We start from the raw sequence: 18,286 nt of genomic DNA, 5'->3' as shown, positions 1-18,286 counted from the left end.
CGTACCCTAGCCGGGTTTATGGGTTCATCAAAGCACATGGCGCATGAACGCAAGCGGAACAAGGCGGTGCGGTGATCATCCCAGCAGCGGGGTGAAATCGATCGCGCGGTCGCGCCGCCGCAGCTCCACCGTGACGCGCGGCGACTCCGCCGCGGGGCCCGCCTCGGGGGTTGTCCCGATCGGGCTTCCCTGGCCTATGCGCTGCCCGACCGAGAGCGGCGTCGCCCCCAGCCCGAAGACAAGCGAGGTCCATCCCCCGCCATGATCGAGGATGACGATCGTGCCATAGCCGCGAAACGGACCCGCGAACGCGACGCGCCCGGCCGCCGGGGCGACGACCGCGGCACCGCTGCCGGGTGCGAACGTCATCCCGCGCGACCGTACGCCCGCGTCAGAGAGTTCGCCGAAGCCGGTCACGAGTTTGCCCGTCGTCGGCAAGCGATATGGCGCGCCGTCCGGCCAGCGGGGTATGGCCGTCGTTCCGGTGATCCCCGCGCGCGCCGGACGAGGATCAGGCGCCGGCAGGGCTGCCAACGCCCGTTCCGTGGCAGACTGGGAGTCGGCCTGATCCATCAAGTCGACGATCTCGCGTGCGGATTCCCCCAGCGCAATCGCGCGATCCGATTCGAACAATGCATCGCGTCCCAGCGACCGCGCGCGCAGACGGTGTGCCAGTTCGAGACGGTTGAGCGCGAGGCGCTGTCCCTCCAGCCGCGACCGGCTCTCGGCGAGCGCCCGCCCCGCCAGTGCGCTCTGCGCTTGAAGGTGCCGCGCGCGCGCTAGCTCCTTGCGGACGCGTTGGGTTCGCGCCCGCAGCACCGGCAATGCTCCAGCAAGCACCGCGCGAACATGGACCAGATCGTCGAGCGATCCGGGCTGCACCACACTCAGCACCGCAGGGCGGCGCGCCAGCGACTGCAACGCCGCAAGCAGACGCGCGACGGGACGTTGCTGCGCGGCCAGTTGGGCGCGTTGCGCTGCCATCAAACCGGCGACGATCGAAACCTGCGCCTGGCTCGCAACGATATCGGCTTCCGCCTGCTCGATCCGCGCGGCCACCGCCGCTTCACGCGCGAGCGCCTGTCGCGCCTGATCCCGCTCCACGTTCGCACGCTGCTCAAGCGCCGCCGACCGTTCGGCCGCCGCGCGCGAGTCCGCCCTAGCCCGTGACAATTGCGTGCGCCGATCAAGCGACGGTTGCGCAGGCGCCATGCTCGTCGCGCACAACGATCCTGCCGCGACCAGCGTCAGCAGCGTGCGTGCGCGCATTCAGCCTTCACGGTGGTACGGATGGTTGGCGAGGATACTGGTTGCGCGCCACAATTGCTCCGCGAGCATCGCGCGTGCGAGCAAGTGCGGCCAGGTCGCCCGGCCGAAACTCAACAGCAGGTCCGCCTCCGCCCGCGCGGCATCGTCGAAACCGTCCGCCGCCCCGATCAGGAAGCGGACTTCGCGTACGCCGGAATCACGCCATTTCTCGAGCGTGCCGGCAATCTCGCGCGAAGGGAGCACAACACCTGTCTCGTCGAGCAGCACGATCCGCGTGCCCGGATCGACCACGGGCATCTTGCCCCCGGTGTCGGGCAACTCGGTCAGCTTGTACGGCCAGTTCAGTCGTTTGACATAGCGATCGACCAGTTCGGACTCGGGCCCACGCCCGATCCGCCCGCGCGCAACGATATGCAGCAGCATTGGTCCCCACCTGTCCGTCCGCCCGCGCCGGGGCGCGGACGGATCGCCTTATGCTTCGCCGCCGAACGGGTCGGGCGTGGCGGGCGGGGTCGGCGCATCGCCAAAGGCCCACATCCGCTCGAGATTGTAGAAGCTGCGAACCTCGGGGCGGAACAGATGGACGATCACGTCGCCTGCATCGATCAACACCCAATCAGCGGTCGGCAGGCCCTCGATCCGGGTCGACCGGCGGAGTTCGCCCTTGATCTTCTCGGACAGTTTCTGCGCCATCGACGCGACCTGACGAGTCGAGCGACCGCTTGCGATCACCATATAGTCCGCGATCGTCGATTTGCCCGCGAGCGGAATCGAGATGGTATCGACCGCCTGATCGTCGTCGAGCGACGCGAGCACGAGCCGATGCAGCGCCTCGACCTCATCGGGTTCGGACGCGCGATACACAGGAGAAGATGAAGCCAAGGCGATTCCTATTCTATAGGGGAAGTGACAGCATCTGGCAGGAAATGCCGCTGCCAGGCGGGGTCTGCAGCACGAAGCTGCGTCGCGGAGCGCGGGTCGGGGCGGAAGCGCAACAGCACGAGGGCCGGCAATCTCCACTGCGTCCAGTTCTTCGCCTGGTGTGCGGGCCGACGAGCGCGCCGCAACCAACCCATCGCGGGAGCCGCGAGAGCATCGCTGTCATACCCCGGACGCGCGATTACCGCAATCGGAACCTCACGCGCGATTCTGCGCCACCCTTTCCACTGGTCGAACTGCGCGAGATTGTCCGCCCCCATCAGCCAGATGAAGTGCTTCTTGGGGTAAAGGCGGCGCAATTTGGTGACGGTATCGACGGTGTAGCGTGTTCCCAGGCGCTGTTCGATCGTGCTGACGCGGATCGGTGCGCGGCGGGCCATCCGCGTCGCAGACGCAACGCGCGCGGCGAACGGTGCCATGTCGCTGCGGGTCTGCTTGAGCGGGTTGCCCGGCGAGACCAGCCACCATACTTCGTCCAGGCCAAGCGCCTTGATCGCGGCAAGGCTGATCGCGCGGTGCCCAGCATGCGCGGGATTGAAAGACCCGCCGAGGATGCCGATGCGAGTCATTCGAACGTCCAGTTCTCGCGTCCATGACGGATGCGAAGGATCTGGATCCGGTCATCAAGCACCCGGTAGATCAGGATATAGGGCGACGCGGGGATCCGCCATTTTCGCGCGTCCTCGCGCCGCAGGACGGGTCCTGCGCGCGGCATGGTTCCAAGGAAGGCCGCAGCCGCCTGAATCCGATCCGCCATGCGCTCGGCTGCGTCATTCGAATATGCCGACCAGTAATCGTCGATATCGTACAGATCCGCGATGGCGGTTCCGGTCCACTCGATCCTGTTCACCGCAGGATCAAGCGACGCCGCGCTGTTGCCTGCGCGTCTTGAGATCCTCGAAGACCTGATCCTGGCCGGTCAATTCGCCACGATCCGCCGAATCGATGCCAGCCTGAACGAACGCCTCAAATTCCGCTTCCGCTTCGACCGTCCGCCGAATGGCCTCCGCCGCAAACCAGGCGCGGCTACGCCCCTGCGCCGCGGCGATACGGTCGACAGATGCGAGTGTCTCCGCGTCGAGCCGCGTCGTGATGACCGATGTCTTGCTCATGCATCAAATGTATACAAGCGGTGCAGACGGTCAACCCCGCACCTGGCCGGTGCCGTAGCCAACCCATTTGTACGTCGTCAGTCCTTCCAGTGCGACCGGACCACGGGCGTGCAGCCGCCCGGTCGCGATGCCGATCTCCGCGCCGAGCCCGAACTCGCCGCCATCGGCGAATTGAGTCGAGGCGTTCCACAGCACGATCGCACTGTCGACCCGTGTAAGGAAACGGTCGGCAATCGCCGAGTCCGAGGCGATGATTGCGTCAGTATGGTGCGACCCGTGACGCGCAATGTGGGCGATCGCGCCGTCCACCCCGTCGACCAGCGCGGCCGAGGCGATGGCATCGAGATATTCCGTATCCCAATCGGCGTCGCTCGCGTGCGGCAAATCGGGAAAGTGCCGCGCCAATGTGGCATCGACGCGGACCTCGCACCCGGCGTCGGACAAGGCTGCGACCAGCGCCGAAGCCTGCGGATAATCGCGGTCGATCAGCAGCGTCTCCATCGCGCCACACACACCGGTGCGGCGAAGCTTCGCGTCGCGGACGATCGCCTGTGCCATCGCCGGATCGGCGGAGGCATCGACATAGACGTGGTTGATCCCGTCAAGATGCGCGAGCACCGGTACGCGCGCCTCCGCCTGGACGCGCGCGACGAGGCCCTTGCCGCCGCGCGGGATGATCAGATCGATCGCCGCGCCGCCGCTCGATCCGTCCGCAGTGAGCATCGCGCCGACCGCAGCGCGATCGATGGTCGGCACGAGTTGGGCTGCGTCGGCGGGGACACCGTGCGCGACGAAGCCATCGATCAGCGCGGCGTGGATCGCGCGGTTGCTCTCGATCGCCTCCGACCCGCCGCGCAGGATCACGGCGTTGCCCGCCATCACGCCGAGCGCCGCCGCGTCGGCGGTGACGTTGGGCCGGCTTTCGTAGATGATCCCGATCACCCCGATGGGCACGCGAACACGGCGCAGCACCAGCCCGTTGGGGCGCACCCGCTCATCGATCAACGCGCCGACGGGGTCGGACAGGCTTGCGACCGCGGCAACGCCGTCTGCCATCGCACGCACGCGCGCGCCGTCGAGCCGCAGACGATCGAGCAACGCGCCGGAAAGCCCGGCGGCGGTTGCCTTGGCCATATCCACCGCATTGGCGGCGACGATCGCCCCTTCGGCCGCGCGCAACGCATCCGCCGCGGCGCGCAGCGCACTCGCCTTCGTCGCGGTCGGCAAGGTGGCCAGCGTTCGTGCGGCGGCGCGCGCGGTCTGCGTCAGGTCGGCAACAAGGGCGGTTGCATCGGTCATTACGGGCTCGCTATCATGACCCCGGGGATTGCGGCAAAGCCTATCTGCGCCGCGCATCGGGGGAAAAGCGCATGAGCGAGCTGTCGGCGGCGGGGGATGCAGCGACGGGGGTACTCGTGGCGCAGGCGATCGACCCCTATGGGGATCGGGCGGCTCAAGGGCATACGACCGCCGGCTTGTGTCTGAATTGCGGGACGCGGCTTTCGGGCGATTTCTGTTACCGATGCGGCCAGGCAGCGCATGTCCATCGCACGCTGGCCTCGATCGGGCATGACCTGTTGCACGGCGTCTTCCATTTCGAGGGCAAGATCTGGCGAACGCTCCCCATGCTGTTCACCCGCCCCGGCGCGCTGACCCGGCGCTATATTGCGGGCGAACGCGTACGGTTCGTGTCGCCGCTGGCGCTGTTCCTGTTCTCGGTGTTCCTGATGGTCGCGACGTTCGAAACGGTGGGCGGCCCGATTGGCGGCACCAGTGTGGCCGAACGTCAGGGCGCGAAAATGACGCCTGCAAAGCTGCAATCCGAAATCGACGACACCCAGGTCCGGATCGCCGCGCTCGAGCAACGCCGCAATCAGGCGGGTAACACCGCCGAAATCGCAATCGAACTGAAGGCATTGCGCAAGACCGCGGAGGGGCTGCAATCGGCCAAGGCGCTGACCCGCGGCGATTTCAGCAAACCGATCACCGTGGGCGACATCAACACCGGCAGCGCGGTGCTGGATGAACGGATCGCGCACGCCTTCGCCGAACCCAAGCTGTTCCTCTACAAGCTGCAATCGACCGCATATAAGTTCAGCTGGGCGCTGATTCCGATCTCGCTGCCGTTCATCTGGCTGCTGTTCGCGTTCCGACGCGATGTCGGACCGTATGATCACGCGATTTTCGCGATCTACTCGTTGTCGGCGATGACGATGGGGACGGTGTTCCTCACGATCCTGCTCGCGATTGGGGTTCCCGGCAAACTGATCGCGACGATCTTCGTGCTGGGACCACCGCTGCACATGTATCGTCAGCTCAAGGGCGCGTATCGGCTCAGCCGGTTGGGCGCAGCGTGGCGGACGGTGGCGCTGGTGTGCTCGGCGTATCTGGCGGGCTTGCTGTTCTTCGTCGGGGTGCTGGGGATGATCGCCGAATAGGCGCGACAGCTATCGGTAAAATGTTGGCCACAGGATGGTCAGCGGGGACGTGAGAATAGTCGCGTCGCGTCAACAGCAAGCCATCTCATGACGGTGCCCGACACGAAAAAGGCGCCGTCCCGGTCGGGACGACGCCTTGTTCCGAACTCCTGTGCGGGTCAGGCCCCGGCTGGTGCCGGGCTACCGAACGGGCCACCACCCTTGGGGCGGCGCGTCTTGGGGATCGACGTGCCCGCGCCGGGAACGGTCGGGCTTTTCGGCCCATCATCCCGCGACATGCTGCCGTCCGCGATCAGCGACTTGATCTCGTCGCCCGAGAGCGTCTCATATTCGAGCAACGCCCCTGCGAGCAGGTGCAACTGATCGATATGATGCGTCAGCAGATGCTTGGCGCGGTCGAGGCCACCCTGGACGATCGTTTTGATCTCGTCGTCGATCAGTTGCGCGGTCTGGTTCGACATGCGAACCGGCTGCGAACTGGAATAGCCGAGGAACGACTCGCCTTCCGGCTGGGCATATTCGACCGGACCGACCTTGTCCGACATGCCCCATTTGGTGACCATGTCGCGAGCCAGACCCGTCGCATATTGGATGTCCGAAGACGCCCCTGACGAAACCTTGTCGTACCCGAAGATCACTTCCTCGGCGACACGACCGCCCATGGCGACCGCAAGGTTCGCGTACATCTTGTCGCGGTGATAGCTGTAGGAGTCCCGCTCCGGCAGACGCATCACCATACCCAGCGCGCGGCCGCGCGGGATGATCGTCGCCTTGTGGATCGGGTCCGATGCCGCCTCGTGGATCGAAACAATCGCATGGCCGGCCTCGTGATAGGCGGTCATCCGCTTCTCGTCCTCGGTCATCACCATCGAGCGCCGTTCGGCACCCATCATGACCTTGTCCTTGGCTTCCTCGAACTCGGCCATGGCAACCAGACGCTTGCCCTTGCGTGCAGCCGTCAGCGCCGCCTCGTTGACGAGGTTTGCGAGATCGGCACCCGAGAAGCCTGGCGTACCGCGCGCAATGACGCGTGCGTCGACGTCGGGGGCCAGCGGCACCTTCTTCATATGCACTTCGACGATCTTGATGCGACCCTCGATGTCGGGCCGAGGCACAACGACCTGACGATCGAACCGGCCCGGACGCAGCAGCGCAGGGTCGAGCACGTCGGGACGGTTGGTCGCGGCGATGATGATGATGCCTTCGTTCGCCTCGAACCCATCCATTTCAACCAGCAGCTGGTTGAGCGTCTGCTCGCGCTCGTCATTGCCGTTGCCGAGTCCGGCACCGCGATGGCGGCCGACAGCATCGATTTCGTCGATGAAGACGATGCACGGCGCGGACTTCTTGGCCTGCTCGAACATGTCGCGGACACGGCTTGCACCGACACCGACGAACATTTCGACAAAGTCCGAACCCGAGATGGTGAAGAACGGAACACCTGCTTCACCGGCAATCGCACGGGCAAGCAACGTCTTGCCGGTACCGGGTGAGCCAACCAGCAACGCGCCCTTGGGGATCTTGCCGCCGAGACGCGCGAACTTGGTCGGGTCCTTGAGGAACTCGACGATCTCCTCCAGTTCCTCACGGGCCTCGTCAATGCCAGCGACATCGGCGAAGGTGACCTTGCCTTCCTTCTGCGTGAGCATCTTTGCGCGGCTCTTGCCAAAACCCATCGCGCCCGAGCCACTGTTCTTCTGCATCTGGCGAAGCACGAAGTAGCCAAGCCCCAGGAACAGGAAGAACGGCAGCGACTGCATCAACAGGATCTGCCAGATCGGCGCGCCATCTTCAGGCTTGGCGCTGATCACTACGCCCTTTTCGCGCAGGCGGTCGGTCAGACGCGGGTCCTGCGGGGCAAAGGTGCGGAATTTGGTGTTGTCGGTATAGGTGCCGGTAACGACCTCGCCCGCGATATTGACGTCGCGCACCGTGCCGCCCTCGACCTTGTCGAGGAAGGCAGAGTAGGCGATCTGATTCGCACCGGTCGTCGCGGTCCGCGTGTCGATCAACGTTACGAAGAGCGCGAGTGCTACCAGGATACCGACCCAGATAAGCAGCGACTTCATCCAGGGGTTCGGCCCTTCGGGCGGCTTTTCGTTATCGTTCATGGGTGGGTCGTACCTTTCTCGAACCCTGAAGATAAGCACAGAAGGATTAATGGCAATGGAACGTCACAGGGGAATCGTCGATCAGCGTGATCGGCGCGGCGGTTCTGTGTCGAATCGCCACATTCCGGCGTCTGAAGACCCCATCACGCCGCCTTGCGTTGCCGAAATGCCGGCCTGAAGCGCGGTCAGCAATGGCTCGATGTTGCTCGAATGATCGAACGCGGGCCGGGTGATTCGCGCGGACTGGCGAATATCGAGAATGGCCTTGCGCACCAGCATCCGCTGCACCGCGCGCGGCAAGTCCGCGATGCGCAGCTTGATACCCTCCGAACCGACCGGGACGAGCCGCTCGCTCCACAGCCATTCGGCGATCTCTTCGAGCGCCGCATGGGCTTCGCCTACGTGCTGCGCAGTGCGGGCAAGCCCCACCGGGTCGAGCCACGGCGTTTCCGCAAGCAAGCGCCGAACCCGGACGCGTTCGAACTGCTGGTCGGCGTTGCTCGGGTCATCGACGAACGGCACGTCGGCGGAAACCACCACCGCGCGAAGATCGGCGCGTCGCCATCCGAGCAGGGGCCGAACGATCGCAAACCCAATGGGGGTCTCTTCCCCTTGAAACGCAATTCGGTGAGACCGAATACCGGCCAGCCCCGCCGGACCGCTCCCGCGGACCGCACGCATCAGCACCGTCTCGGCCTGATCCTCGACATGATGCGCAGTCGCCAGCGCAACCGCCCCCATCTCGGCGACCCAGCGTCCGAGCAGATCGTAGCGCAGCGTGCGCGCCGTCTCCTGAATTCTGCTGCGGCCGATCGCATCGCGCAACACCAGTGTTTGGTGCGGCACGCCCGCGGCGGCACACCAGCGTGCCACCATCACCGCTTCGTCGACCGCCGCCGGGCGCAAGCCATGATCGACCGTCGCGGCACGGATCTGTCCCGGAAACGCGGCCGTCGCCAACGCAAGCATCGCCATGCTGTCGGGTCCGCCCGACACGGCGAGCGCGAGCGATGCGCCTTGCGGCAACCGCTCGCCCAACGTCTGCGTGAGATCCACGCCGAACCGCGCAATCAGCGCGGGATCAAGCCCCGGAACGGGGCGCGTCATCTCACGAACAGTTCGATGCCGCGCGCCCCTTGGCGACGCCGGCCTTCATGCGCGCGTCGGCGTCGACCTTGGCGCCATAGGTCCGTTGAAGCTCGGTATAGACCTTGCACACCTGCGCCGCGGGTTTGTCGAGTTTCACCAGCGCCTGCGCGAGGTAGAACAGGCTCTCGGGTGCGCGGTCGCCGTCCGGCCAGTTCTTGTAGCTATCGTAAAAGGCGAGGCTGGCGAGCGATGGCTTGTCGTCATCGAGATACGACCGGCCCAGCAGGTTTTGCGCGTAGCTTGCGCGCTTGTGCTTAGGGTATTTGCTGACGACGGTTTTGAACTGCGTCTCGGCCTGAGCATATTGCTTGGCCGTCCACAGCCGGTAACCGTAGAGATAGGTATCCTCGACGGGATCGCCGGTCTCGGGCCGCTCGACGCTGGTCGTGGCTGGGGCGTTCGTTACTGCAGGCGCTCCGCGCGTGGGATCGCCCATCGTCGGGGCCTCCAGCGTACCGCCGCCACGCCCCGGCCCGACACCGCCCGATGCCGACCGCGCCGGAGCGGGCCGATCGGCGGGACGCTCCATCGCCGGCTGATCGGCGGGCGAATCGCCGAATCCGTCGGACGAGGTGGTCGGGGGCGGGGCGGCGGCGCGTGCCGCGGCTGCGTCCGCTTCCAGCGTCTTCAGACGCCCCTCGAGCACATCGACCCGGTGCTGATTGGTTTCGATCTCGCCCGTCATCTGGCGAAGCTGCGATTCGAGTGAGTCGACGCGCGCAGTGAGGTCCGCCACCGGGCTTGCGGCAGGCGTCCCGGGGATCACGGTCTGCGGCTGTGCCGCGACATTGTCGGGTTCGACATAGGCGTTGCCACCCGGGAACACCTTGCGCTGGACTGCGCGCATTTCGCTCTCGAGCCGCCCGACGCGGCCTTCAACGTTGGACTGGGCAACCGCGGGTGTGCTGCCAAGCGCGGACGCCGCGAGCAGGATCGGAACGATTGGAAAACGGCGCATCATGCACCCCCCGGTGCGAGGTAAGGACAAATCACGGCGATCGCTTCAGGCATCACGGCGTGGGACGATTGCTGCCGCCAGCGGCGCCAGGTTCAGGCGAGGTCGGCGCGGCGATATTGAGCGCATTAGCTGTAGCGGGGGCCGGACGCTGATCGCCTTGCGATGTCGCGGCGGCATCGGTGGGGGTGGCCGCAGGCTGTCCACGCGCGATCAGCGCAGCGGGGTCGACCTTGACGTCCTTGATTGCACGCTTGCCGTCGCCCAGCGGTGCAATCGGCTGCCCGCCGACCGTGACGCGCAGCTTGTCGGGACGTCCCACGTTGATCATCGGGCCGACCGCATCCTCGGGAACGGTGTACGCCTCACCCGGCGCGAGAGTCCCGATGTAGAGCGTCTTGTTCGCCGAATCGTACACCTTCAGCCACACCTCGTCGGTTGCGGTCAGCACGACCGGGCCGTCCTTCGGCGTCGGGATCGGTGCGCTCGCGGGCGGGGCAACCGGAACCGTGCTGGCCACCGGCGCCGTACCGGCGGGGATAGTTTCCTCGCTCCGGAACAGGCCAGTGCCATACCACAATCCGGCACCGATCAGCAGGATCACCGCCGCAAGCATGGCGCCGAACGCGAGCCCGCGGGTCGGGCCACGCGATGGCTCGACGATTTCATACGCCTGATATTCGACCCGGCGCGGGGTGCTTGGTTTGTCGACCGCCCCGCGAATGTCGCGTCCGATCGACACTTCGTCGACGCCGACCGCGCGGGCATAGGCCTTCGCAAAACCGACCGAATAGGTGATCGACGGCAAGGCCGCGAAATTGGATTCCTCGATCGCCTCGAGCTGACGCACGGGAATACGCGTCCGCGCAGCCACTTCGGCGAGCGAAAGCCCCATTGCGTCGCGCGCGTCGCGCAGCCGCTCCCCTGCTGTCTTTGGGAACAGCGTCGCCTCTTCAGGCGGTGTCGGATCGGTCATGCAGTCCTCCGGTCGAACGGTTGCGCCCCAGGTGCGTCCGGCCCTCGCCCCCGTGTCTCACAAAGCGAGCGGGACAAGTCAACGCCTTGCGCGTCCGCTACGCGTGCTTCACGCCAGTTCGACGCCGTGTTGCCGTGCCCATTCCGCCAGCGCGCCGCGCATGTCGCGCGGGGGCGCCTTGAGCAATGTCGCCATATATTCCGTCAGCGCCGCACGATCGAGCGTGCGAACCATCGCCTTGATCGGACCCACCGCGGCGGGAGTGATCGACAGCCGTTCGATCCCCAGCCCGATCAGCGCCATCGCCTCCAGTGGCCGTCCGCCCATCTCGCCGCACACGGTCAACTGCACCCCGGCCGCACGGGTCGGTTCGACCAGCTTGACGAGAAAGCGCAGGATCGCCCCGCTCAGCCAATCGTAGCGCTCGGCAAGCTTCGGGTTTGCACGATCGGCGGCGAACAGGAATTGGGTCAGGTCGTTGGTGCCGACCGACAGGAACGATATGTTGGGGAGCAACAGATCAAGCTGTTCCGCAAGCGCCGGGACCTCGAGCATCGCGCCGTAGCGGATTTCGGACGGCAGCTTCTTGTTGCGCGCAGACAGCCAGTCACGCTGCGCCTCGAACAAGGCGCGCGCCTCGTCGAACTCCCACGGCTCGCTCACCATCGGGAACATCACGTTGAGCGTCCGCCCCGCCGCCGCCTCGAGCAAGGCGCGTGCCTGGGCCTTCATCAGCCCGCCGCGTTCGAGCGCGAGCCGGAGCGCACGCCAGCCCATCGCCGGGTTTTCTTCATCGGCGTCGGTCTTGTTGAGATAGGGCAGCGCCTTGTCCCCGCCGATATCGACGGTGCGGAACACCACCGGACGGTCTCCGGCGGCCTCCAGCACATCGCGGTACAGGCGCTGCTGGCGTTCGCGGGATGGCAGCGTCGCCGAAACGAGGAACTGGAATTCGGTGCGGAACAACCCGATCCCGTCCGCGCCGGTCATGTCGAGCGCGGCGACATCGTCGCGTAGCCCGGCGTTGACCATCAGCGTCAAGCGGTGGCCGTCCTTTGTGACCGGGGCAACATTCTTGAGTGACGCAAACACCGCGCGGCGTTTCTGGCGGACTTGAAGCGCCGTATCGAACGCTTCCTCCATCGCGGACGACGGCCGCGCGAAGACGTTGCCTGCGGTTACGTCGAGCAAAAGCATGTCCCCTTCCCCGACCAGCCGCCGGATATCACGCACCCGGCCGAGCACCGGAACCCCCATCGCCCGCGCGACGATCGTGACATGCGCGGTGAGTGAGCCCTCCTCGAGGATCACGCCCTTCAGCCGGCGACGGTCATATTCGAGCAGTTCGGCTGGCCCCAAGTTGCGCGCGATCAGGATCGTGTCCTGCCGCAGCCCCATTTGCGCGGCGGTGCCCATCTGCCCCGACACGATCCGCAGCAGCCGGTTCGACAGATCCTCGAGATCGTGCATCCGGTCCGCGAGCAACGGGTCGTCGATCTGCCGCATCCGCATCCGCGTGCGTTGCTGGACGCGCTCGATCGCAGCCTCGGCGGTCAGGCCGCTGTCGATCGCCTCGTTGATGCGACGGCTCCAGCCCTCGTCATAGGCAAACATCTTGTAGGTCTCGAGCACTTCCTCATGCTCGCCGCCGCCACCGAATTCGGCCTGACTGGCGAGCCGCTCGATCTGGTCGCGCATCTTGTCGAATGCGGCATAGACGCGGTGGCGCTCGGCCTCGGCATCCTCGGCGACAGTGTGCTCGACGTGGACGCGTGGCTGGTGGAACACCGCGCACCCGCTCGCCATGCCGTCGACGAGCTTCAGCCCGGCAATCCGCATCGGCGCGGTCGATTGCGGACGCATCGTCGCGGCACCGCTTGCGTCGACCAGCTCAGCATTGGCGATCAGTTCGCTTAGCACCATCGCGACGGTCTGCAGCGCCTCGATCTCGACATCGGCGTAACGGCGTGATTCGACATGCTGGACGCACAACACCCCGACCGCGCGTTCGCGCCGGATGATCGGCACGCCCGCGAAGCTATGGAAGCGATCCTCGCCTGTTTCGGGGCGATAGGCGAAATCAGGATGCGACGCGGCTTCGTCGAGATTGAGCGTCTCGACCTGTTCGGCGATCGTCCCGACCAGCCCCTCGCCCAGCGCCATCTTGGTAACATGCACCGCTTCCTGCGCGAGACCGCGGGTCGCGAACAGTTCGAGCACGCCTTCGCGCAACAGGTAGATCGAGCAGACCTCGCTCGCCATCGCTTCGCCGACGATCCCGACGACCGCGTTGAGCTTTGATTGCGCAGGCGTTCGCGACGCCATCACATCATGAAGACGGACGAGAATTTCGCGGGCGGAGGCGGCAGCAGATGGCATGCTATGGCGCTAACAGATTGCTTGGCTGCGTTCCATCTTGCGGCGCACAACGAAATGTTGCCGGCAACTCAGCTTTCGAACAGGCTTTCCTGGCTTCCGGCGGGCGGATTGAGTCCGAGATGTTTCCACCCGCCTGCATTCAGGCACCGCCCGCGCGCGGTGCGCGCGATCAACCCGAGCTGGATCAGATATGGCTCGATCACTTCCTCGACCGTATCGCGCGGTTCGCTGAGGCCAGCCGCGAGCGTTTCGACACCGACCGGTCCACCGCGATAAATGTCCGCGATCATCATCAGGTAGCGCCGGTCCATCGCGTCGAGCCCGAGCTTGTCGACCTCGAGCCGGTTGAGCGCACGGTCGGCCTCGGTCGCATCGACGCTTTCCCGTCCGGCGGCATGCGCGAAATCGCGAACGCGGCGAAGGAGACGACCGGCGATCCGTGGCGTCCCGCGCGAGCGGCGCGCGACTTCGGTCGCACCCTCGGGCGTAATCGCCAGCCCGAGCAGCCCCGCCGCGCGCGTCACGACCCGCGTCAATTCCTCGACCGTGTAGAAGGACAGCCGCACCGGGATGCCGAAACGGTCGCGCAGTGGCGTAGTGAGCAGCCCCTGCCGCGTCGTCGCGCCAACCAAAGTAAAGCGCGGAAGGTCGATCCGGACGCTGCGCGCACTCGGCCCCTCGCCGATCATCAGGTCGAGCGCGCGGTCCTCCATTGCAGGATACAGCACTTCCTCGACCGCAGGCTGCAAGCGGTGGATCTCGTCGATGAACAGCACGTCGCCATCCTCGAGATTGGTGAGCAATGCCGCGAGATCGCCGGACTTGGCGATCACCGGCCCCGATGTCGCGCGGAAGCCGACGCCCATTTCACGCGCGATGATCTGCGCGAGCGTGGTCTTGCCGAGCCCCGGCGGCCCGAAGAACAGCACATGGTCGAGCGCATCACCCCGCGCACGCGCCGCCGCGATGAAGACGCGCAGATTCTCGCGCGCGGCCTTTTGCCCGACGAAATCGTCGAGCGACTTGGGGCGCAGCGCGGCATCGACGTCCTCGGGCGTGCGGGTAGCATTGAGGATGCGGTCTTCGGTCATCGTGTCGCGATAGCGCGCGGTGGCTGGGCGGGGCAAGGCGCAGCGGGTAAGGTGTGACGATGGCTGACCTTCCCGATCTGTATCTCATCGCCGACATGGCCCCCGATCTGGTTGCGGCGCTTGAGCAGCGCTTCACGGTGCATCGAGGCGATCCGCCCGCCACGACGCGCGCGATCTGCGGCGGCGGGAGCAGTGTCGTCGACGCCGCGCTGATCGAGCGGTTGCCGGCGTTGGAGATCATCGCGATCAACGGCGTTGGTTATGACGGGGTTGATCTCGACGCCGCAAAGGCACGTGGAATTCGCGTGACCAACACCCCCGACGTGCTGACCGATGACGTCGCCGATCTTGCGATCGGTCTGTGGCTCGCGGTCGAGCGGCGGATCGCCGCGAACGACACCATAGTGCGCGGCGGCGGCTGGAATGTCCCACTCGCCCGCCGCGCGAGCGGGCGGAAGATCGGGATTTTCGGGCTGGGCCGGATCGGGCAGGCGATCGCACGCCGCGCAGAATCCTTTGGCGGCGACGTGCTCTACACTGCGCGGAGCGAGAAGCCGGTCGCGTGGCCGTTCGTGCCCGATATCGCAGCGTTGGCGGACGTGTGCGACGTGCTGATCCTCGCCGCCCCCGGTGGCGCGGACACGCGCGAGATCGTCGATGCTGCAGTGCTCAAGAAGCTTGGTCCGGGCGGTGTGTTGATCAACGTCGCACGCGGCAGCCTGGTCGATCAGCTCGCTCTGGTCGCCGCGCTTGTTTCGGGCGACATTGCTGGTGCCGGGATCGATGTCTTCGCCGACGAGCCGGAGGTGCCCGATCTCCTCAAGACCATGTCGCAAGTGGTATTATCGCCGCATCAGGGCAGCGCCACGGTCGAGACGCGCGGCGCGATGGCGGCGCTGGTGCTCGCCAATCTCGACGCGCATCTTGCCGGTAAGCCGTTGCCGAGTGCTGTGCTTTAGCCAGGGGCAGTCATGGCAACAGTAACGCCTTGGCGTTTTGGGCATGGTGAATAACCCGCACGATCAGCACCCGGTCGCCATTCACCTGGTACAAGATTTTGTGCCGACGGTGCAGCAGACACCGGACGCCTTTTGGCAGATCGGATCGCTGAGCACCCGCGAACGGCCTCTCGCGCAACAGCGCAAAGGCACCCTTGAAACCGCGGAAATAGATATCGGCGACGTTCCCGCCAAATTCGACGATACTGTAGCGACGGATCTCGACGAGATCGGCACGCGCTGCGGCGGTCAGCCGCAGGTCAGCCATTGCTGGCGGGATGCTCGCCGATAATCTGTTCGATCACATCCTCGGGCTCAGCATCGACAATGCCAGACGCTAACCCCTCCTCGACAAGTGCCCGCAGCCAGTGCGTATCGTCGCCAGCCTGCTCCTGATCGCGGCGTACGAGATCGCGCAGATAGTCCCCTGCATCAGCGTAGCGACCCTCGGCCAGTCGCGTTTCGACCCACTGGCTCAGCGCCGGGGGCATTGCGAGAGAGATGGAGTTCATATCGGAAAGATACGCCTTCGCTGCGTCGAGTCCAGCCGTGCCGCTACTTCGCCGCCTTGCGCAGCGCCAGCCGGACCAGCGCGTCGAGCGTGGCACCCGGGCCGAGTTCCTCCTCCGCCGCCGCGACTGCGCTGCTCGCCTCCGCGGGACGGAAGCCGAGATTGAGCAGCGCCGATACCGCGTCCGCGCCTGCGCCGACCGGGGCGACCATCCCGCTCCCGCCGCTGCCGAGCGCGATGCCGCCGGTCTTGTCCTTGAGTTCGCGGACGATCCGTTCGGCGAGCTTGGGGCCGACGCCGTTGGCGCGCGCGACCATCGCCTTGTCCTGGGCGGCGATCGCGCGGACGAGGTCGGTCGGTTCGAGCGCCGACAGGATCGCGAGCGCAACCCGCGCGCCGACGCCCTGGACGCCGGTCAGCAGGCGAAACCAGTCGCGTTCCGAGGCACTTGCGAAGCCGACGAGGCGGATGAAATCCTCGGCGACGAGCATCTCGGTGTGGAGCATCACCGGCTCGCCGACCGGGCCGATTGCCGAGAGCGTGCGCGAGGAGGCCCCGACGAGGTAGCCGACCCCGCCGACGTCGATCACCGCATGATCGAAATCGGTCGCGCTGAGGACGCCGCGTAAGTGAGCAATCATCGCACTGGCGCCAAACGAGGCATTAGCGTAAGTCCTTGTAAACAGTGCAATTAATCAGCCGGCTCGATATCCACCAATCGCGTGGCGGCGGGTACGGATGCGTACCCGGAACGGGCGGCGCTGGGAAAGCGAAATCAGGGAATGCGCCGCGCGCTCGCCATATGGTGCGCGTGGCAGATTGCGACCGCGAGCGCATCCGCCGCATCCGCGCCGTGGATCTTCACGCCCGGAAGGAGCCGCGAAACCATCGCATGAACCTGCGCTTTGTCCGCGTTTCCGACACCGACGACCGCCTTTTTGACCAGGGTTGCGGCATATTCTCCCACTTCCAGCCCGACTCGTGCACCCGCGCACAGCACGACGCCGCGCGCCTGGCCGAGTTTGAGCGTGCTTTGCGGGTTGGAATTGACGAACACTTCCTCGACCGCGCAGGCGTCGGGCTGGTGATCGACGATCAGCGCGGCGAGCATTGCGTCGAGATGCGCGAGCCGGCGTGGGAGCGGGGCGGCGGTGTCGGTCTTGAGGCGGCCATTGGCGACGTGGCTCAGGCGGTTGCCTTCGGCTCGGATCAGGCCCCAGCCGGTGGTGCCTAGGCCTGGGTCCAGGCCGAGGATCAGCATTTCTGGCTGGGCGAAGGGGGTTTCACGCAAAGGCGCGAAGCCGCGAAGGAAGAAGGTGTTAAGACTGTCATTGGTTTGGCCGGGTTGAGGAAGGGGTTCTCGCACGAAGGCACGAAGGCACGAAGATTGAAGGCAGGGAGGTGATTTGCCCGGCGTGCCGGGAGACATAAACTTCTTCTCTTCGTGGCTTTGCGGCTTTGCGTGATGACTCCTTACTTGAGCCCTTCTCGGTGAGACACTGCCCCACCCCAACCCCTCCCCTGAAGGGGAGGGGCTTTTAGGGAAGGGTTAGCCGAGCTTTTCGAGGATCGCGTCGGACACTTCGTAATTGCCCCAGACCGTCTGCACGTCGTCATCATCGTCGAGCACGTCGATCAGCTTGAACAGCGTCGCGGCATCGTCCTCGCCTACTTCGACCATCGTCTGCGGACGCCACGCGAGCTTCGCACCCTCGGGCTCGCCGAGCACCGGGGTCAGCGCGGTCACGACTTCGTGGAGCGATTCGTTCGAGGTCCAGATCTCGTGACCCTCGTCGCTCGACTGGACGTCCTCGGCCCCTGCTTCCAGCGCCGCCTCGAACACCTTCTCGGAATCGCCAGCCGACGCCGGATAGGAAATCAGCCCCATCCGGTCGAACGCATGGCTGACCGAGCCCGACGCGCCGAGATTGCCGCCGTTCTTGGCCATGCCGGTGCGGACGTTGGTCGCGGTGCGGTTGCGGTTGTCGGTGAGCGCTTCGATGATCAGCGAGACACCGCCGGGACCGAAGCCCTCATAGCGGATTTCCTCGTAATTCTCGGTATCGCCCTTCGATGCCTTGTCGACCGCGCGCTGGATGTTGTCCTTGGGCATCGACTGCGCCTTGGCGGCGTTGATCGCCATGCGCAGGCGCGGGTTCATGTCCGGATCGGGCAGGCCCATCTTCGCCGCGACGGTGATTTCGCGGCTGAGCTTGGAGAACATGCCCGAGCGCTTCTTATCCTGCGCGCCCTTGCGGTACATGATGTTCTTGTATTTGGAATGGCCTGCCATGGGTCTCTCTGCTTTGCCTGCGCGTCATCCCGGCGCTTGGCCGGGATCCGTCCTCTGCCCCGTCG

The 18,286-nt window shown here is 65.9% G+C and carries 20 protein-coding genes; 2 read left to right on the top strand and 18 right to left on the bottom strand.

The window, feature by feature from the left end; genetic code table 11:
- Nucleotides 1-75: 75 nt before the first annotated feature.
- The 7 genes from ABIC17_RS03715 to ABIC17_RS03685 are packed head-to-tail and all read right to left on the bottom strand — an operon-like array spanning nucleotide 76 to nucleotide 4,619.
- Complete coding sequence (locus ABIC17_RS03715; protein ID WP_354279283.1) at nucleotides 76-1,269, bottom strand: murein hydrolase activator EnvC family protein; 1,194 nt, start codon at nucleotides 1,267-1,269, stop codon at nucleotides 76-78.
- Nucleotides 1,270-1,692, bottom strand: coding sequence for a 23S rRNA (pseudouridine(1915)-N(3))-methyltransferase RlmH (locus ABIC17_RS03710; RefSeq protein WP_354279282.1), 423 nt, complete (start codon nucleotides 1,690-1,692; stop codon nucleotides 1,270-1,272).
- Between the two features lie 48 nt (nucleotides 1,693-1,740).
- Nucleotides 1,741-2,151: a ribosome silencing factor gene (gene rsfS, locus ABIC17_RS03705; protein ID WP_238542218.1), complete on the bottom strand. Its 411-nt coding sequence runs from the start codon at nucleotides 2,149-2,151 to the stop codon at nucleotides 1,741-1,743.
- An 8-nt stretch (nucleotides 2,152-2,159) separates the two neighbouring features.
- The gene (locus ABIC17_RS03700) at nucleotides 2,160-2,777 is read right to left on the bottom strand and encodes a nicotinate-nucleotide adenylyltransferase (RefSeq protein WP_354279281.1); all 618 of its coding nucleotides are present in this window, start codon (nucleotides 2,775-2,777) and stop codon (nucleotides 2,160-2,162) included.
- Nucleotides 2,774-3,058, bottom strand: a complete 285-nt coding sequence (locus ABIC17_RS03695) for a type II toxin-antitoxin system RelE/ParE family toxin (protein ID WP_354279280.1) — start codon at nucleotides 3,056-3,058, stop codon at nucleotides 2,774-2,776. The genes ABIC17_RS03700 and ABIC17_RS03695 overlap by 4 nt, the downstream gene beginning before the upstream one ends.
- A 7-nt stretch (nucleotides 3,059-3,065) precedes the next feature.
- Nucleotides 3,066-3,320 carry a CopG family ribbon-helix-helix protein gene (locus ABIC17_RS03690; protein WP_354279279.1) on the bottom strand — a complete coding sequence of 85 codons (255 nt, stop codon included), beginning with the start codon at nucleotides 3,318-3,320 and terminating at the stop codon, nucleotides 3,066-3,068.
- A gap of 30 nt (nucleotides 3,321-3,350) precedes the next feature.
- Nucleotides 3,351-4,619: a glutamate-5-semialdehyde dehydrogenase gene (locus tag ABIC17_RS03685; RefSeq protein ID WP_354279278.1), complete on the bottom strand. Its 1,269-nt coding sequence runs from the start codon at nucleotides 4,617-4,619 to the stop codon at nucleotides 3,351-3,353.
- A gap of 71 nt (nucleotides 4,620-4,690) precedes the next feature.
- On the opposite strand from ABIC17_RS03685, the gene ABIC17_RS03680 reads away from it, so the two are divergent.
- A complete protein-coding gene (locus tag ABIC17_RS03680) occupies nucleotides 4,691-5,758 on the top strand; it encodes a DUF3667 domain-containing protein (protein WP_354279277.1) in 1,068 nt (355 codons plus the stop codon).
- A gap of 158 nt (nucleotides 5,759-5,916) precedes the next feature.
- On the opposite strand, the gene ftsH is transcribed toward ABIC17_RS03680, so the two are convergent.
- The 6 genes from ftsH to ruvB all read right to left on the bottom strand — a co-directional run bounded on the left by ftsH (nucleotide 5,917) and on the right by ruvB (nucleotide 14,419).
- Nucleotides 5,917-7,869 (bottom strand): ATP-dependent zinc metalloprotease FtsH, encoded by a 1,953-nt coding sequence (gene ftsH, locus ABIC17_RS03675; protein WP_354279276.1) that lies wholly within the window; start codon nucleotides 7,867-7,869, stop codon nucleotides 5,917-5,919.
- Between the two features lie 81 nt (nucleotides 7,870-7,950).
- Nucleotides 7,951-8,976 (bottom strand): tRNA lysidine(34) synthetase TilS, encoded by a 1,026-nt coding sequence (gene tilS / locus ABIC17_RS03670; RefSeq protein WP_354279275.1) that lies wholly within the window; start codon nucleotides 8,974-8,976, stop codon nucleotides 7,951-7,953.
- 1 nt (nucleotide 8,977) lies between these two features.
- Nucleotides 8,978-9,976, bottom strand: a complete 999-nt coding sequence (locus ABIC17_RS03665; RefSeq protein ID WP_354279478.1) for a tetratricopeptide repeat protein — start codon at nucleotides 9,974-9,976, stop codon at nucleotides 8,978-8,980.
- A 52-nt stretch (nucleotides 9,977-10,028) separates the two neighbouring features.
- Nucleotides 10,029-10,949: a helix-turn-helix domain-containing protein gene (locus tag ABIC17_RS03660; RefSeq protein WP_354279274.1), complete on the bottom strand. Its 921-nt coding sequence runs from the start codon at nucleotides 10,947-10,949 to the stop codon at nucleotides 10,029-10,031.
- A gap of 108 nt (nucleotides 10,950-11,057) precedes the next feature.
- Nucleotides 11,058-13,328 carry a phosphoenolpyruvate--protein phosphotransferase gene (ptsP, locus tag ABIC17_RS03655; RefSeq protein ID WP_354279273.1) on the bottom strand — a complete coding sequence of 757 codons (2,271 nt, stop codon included), beginning with the start codon at nucleotides 13,326-13,328 and terminating at the stop codon, nucleotides 11,058-11,060.
- A 68-nt stretch (nucleotides 13,329-13,396) separates the two neighbouring features.
- Nucleotides 13,397-14,419 (bottom strand): Holliday junction branch migration DNA helicase RuvB, encoded by a 1,023-nt coding sequence (gene ruvB / locus ABIC17_RS03650; RefSeq protein WP_354279272.1) that lies wholly within the window; start codon nucleotides 14,417-14,419, stop codon nucleotides 13,397-13,399.
- Between the two features lie 59 nt (nucleotides 14,420-14,478).
- Between ruvB and ABIC17_RS03645 the strand changes: the two genes are divergently transcribed.
- Nucleotides 14,479-15,378 carry a 2-hydroxyacid dehydrogenase gene (locus tag ABIC17_RS03645; RefSeq protein ID WP_354279271.1) on the top strand — a complete coding sequence of 300 codons (900 nt, stop codon included), beginning with the start codon at nucleotides 14,479-14,481 and terminating at the stop codon, nucleotides 15,376-15,378.
- A gap of 10 nt (nucleotides 15,379-15,388) precedes the next feature.
- Here ABIC17_RS03645 and ABIC17_RS03640 read toward each other — a convergent pair whose 3' ends face one another.
- From ABIC17_RS03640 to ABIC17_RS03620, 5 genes are all read right to left on the bottom strand, one after another.
- Entirely contained in the window at nucleotides 15,389-15,685 is a 297-nt protein-coding gene (locus ABIC17_RS03640; protein ID WP_354279270.1) for a type II toxin-antitoxin system RelE/ParE family toxin, read from the bottom strand.
- Nucleotides 15,678-15,929: a ribbon-helix-helix domain-containing protein gene (locus ABIC17_RS03635; RefSeq protein WP_354279269.1), complete on the bottom strand. Its 252-nt coding sequence runs from the start codon at nucleotides 15,927-15,929 to the stop codon at nucleotides 15,678-15,680. The genes ABIC17_RS03640 and ABIC17_RS03635 overlap by 8 nt, the downstream gene beginning before the upstream one ends.
- A 43-nt stretch (nucleotides 15,930-15,972) precedes the next feature.
- Nucleotides 15,973-16,569, bottom strand: a complete 597-nt coding sequence (gene ruvA, locus ABIC17_RS03630; RefSeq protein WP_354279268.1) for a Holliday junction branch migration protein RuvA — start codon at nucleotides 16,567-16,569, stop codon at nucleotides 15,973-15,975.
- Nucleotides 16,570-16,703: 134 nt separating this feature from the next.
- Entirely contained in the window at nucleotides 16,704-17,189 is a 486-nt protein-coding gene (ruvC, locus tag ABIC17_RS03625; RefSeq protein ID WP_354279267.1) for a crossover junction endodeoxyribonuclease RuvC, read from the bottom strand.
- Between the two features lie 288 nt (nucleotides 17,190-17,477).
- Complete coding sequence (locus ABIC17_RS03620; RefSeq protein ID WP_277968114.1) at nucleotides 17,478-18,221, bottom strand: YebC/PmpR family DNA-binding transcriptional regulator; 744 nt, start codon at nucleotides 18,219-18,221, stop codon at nucleotides 17,478-17,480.
- Nucleotides 18,222-18,286 lie beyond the last annotated feature (65 nt).

Source organism: Sphingomonas sp. PvP056 (assembly GCF_040549155.1).
Taxonomy (GTDB): domain Bacteria; phylum Pseudomonadota; class Alphaproteobacteria; order Sphingomonadales; family Sphingomonadaceae; genus Sphingomonas.
Note: the sequence above shows the minus strand (reverse complement) of the source record. Positions and strands in the feature narration are given on the sequence as shown.

Excerpts from the sequence above, each read along its gene's own strand:
- ABIC17_RS03715 (WP_354279283.1), bottom strand. The coding sequence starts at position 1,269 with ATGCGCGCACGCACGCTGCTGACGCTGGTCGCGGCAGGATCGTTGTGC.
- ABIC17_RS03710 (WP_354279282.1), bottom strand. The coding sequence starts at position 1,692 with ATGCTGCTGCATATCGTTGCGCGCGGGCGGATCGGGCGTGGGCCCGAG.
- ABIC17_RS03700 (WP_354279281.1), bottom strand. The coding sequence starts at position 2,777 with ATGACTCGCATCGGCATCCTCGGCGGGTCTTTCAATCCCGCGCATGCT.
- ABIC17_RS03690 (WP_354279279.1), bottom strand. The coding sequence starts at position 3,320 with ATGAGCAAGACATCGGTCATCACGACGCGGCTCGACGCGGAGACACTC.
- ABIC17_RS03685 (WP_354279278.1), bottom strand. The coding sequence starts at position 4,619 with ATGACCGATGCAACCGCCCTTGTTGCCGACCTGACGCAGACCGCGCGC.
- ABIC17_RS03680 (WP_354279277.1), top strand. The coding sequence starts at position 4,691 with ATGAGCGAGCTGTCGGCGGCGGGGGATGCAGCGACGGGGGTACTCGTG.
- ftsH (WP_354279276.1), bottom strand. The coding sequence starts at position 7,869 with ATGAACGATAACGAAAAGCCGCCCGAAGGGCCGAACCCCTGGATGAAG.
- tilS (WP_354279275.1), bottom strand. The coding sequence starts at position 8,976 with ATGACGCGCCCCGTTCCGGGGCTTGATCCCGCGCTGATTGCGCGGTTC.
- ABIC17_RS03665 (WP_354279478.1), bottom strand. The coding sequence starts at position 9,976 with ATGCGCCGTTTTCCAATCGTTCCGATCCTGCTCGCGGCGTCCGCGCTT.
- ABIC17_RS03660 (WP_354279274.1), bottom strand. The coding sequence starts at position 10,949 with ATGACCGATCCGACACCGCCTGAAGAGGCGACGCTGTTCCCAAAGACA.
- ptsP (WP_354279273.1), bottom strand. The coding sequence starts at position 13,328 with ATGCCATCTGCTGCCGCCTCCGCCCGCGAAATTCTCGTCCGTCTTCAT.
- ruvB (WP_354279272.1), bottom strand. The coding sequence starts at position 14,419 with ATGACCGAAGACCGCATCCTCAATGCTACCCGCACGCCCGAGGACGTC.
- ABIC17_RS03645 (WP_354279271.1), top strand. The coding sequence starts at position 14,479 with ATGGCTGACCTTCCCGATCTGTATCTCATCGCCGACATGGCCCCCGAT.
- ABIC17_RS03640 (WP_354279270.1), bottom strand. The coding sequence starts at position 15,685 with ATGGCTGACCTGCGGCTGACCGCCGCAGCGCGTGCCGATCTCGTCGAG.
- ABIC17_RS03635 (WP_354279269.1), bottom strand. The coding sequence starts at position 15,929 with ATGAACTCCATCTCTCTCGCAATGCCCCCGGCGCTGAGCCAGTGGGTC.
- ruvA (WP_354279268.1), bottom strand. The coding sequence starts at position 16,569 with ATGATTGCTCACTTACGCGGCGTCCTCAGCGCGACCGATTTCGATCAT.
- ruvC (WP_354279267.1), bottom strand. The coding sequence starts at position 17,189 with ATGCTGATCCTCGGCCTGGACCCAGGCCTAGGCACCACCGGCTGGGGC.
- ABIC17_RS03620 (WP_277968114.1), bottom strand. The coding sequence starts at position 18,221 with ATGGCAGGCCATTCCAAATACAAGAACATCATGTACCGCAAGGGCGCG.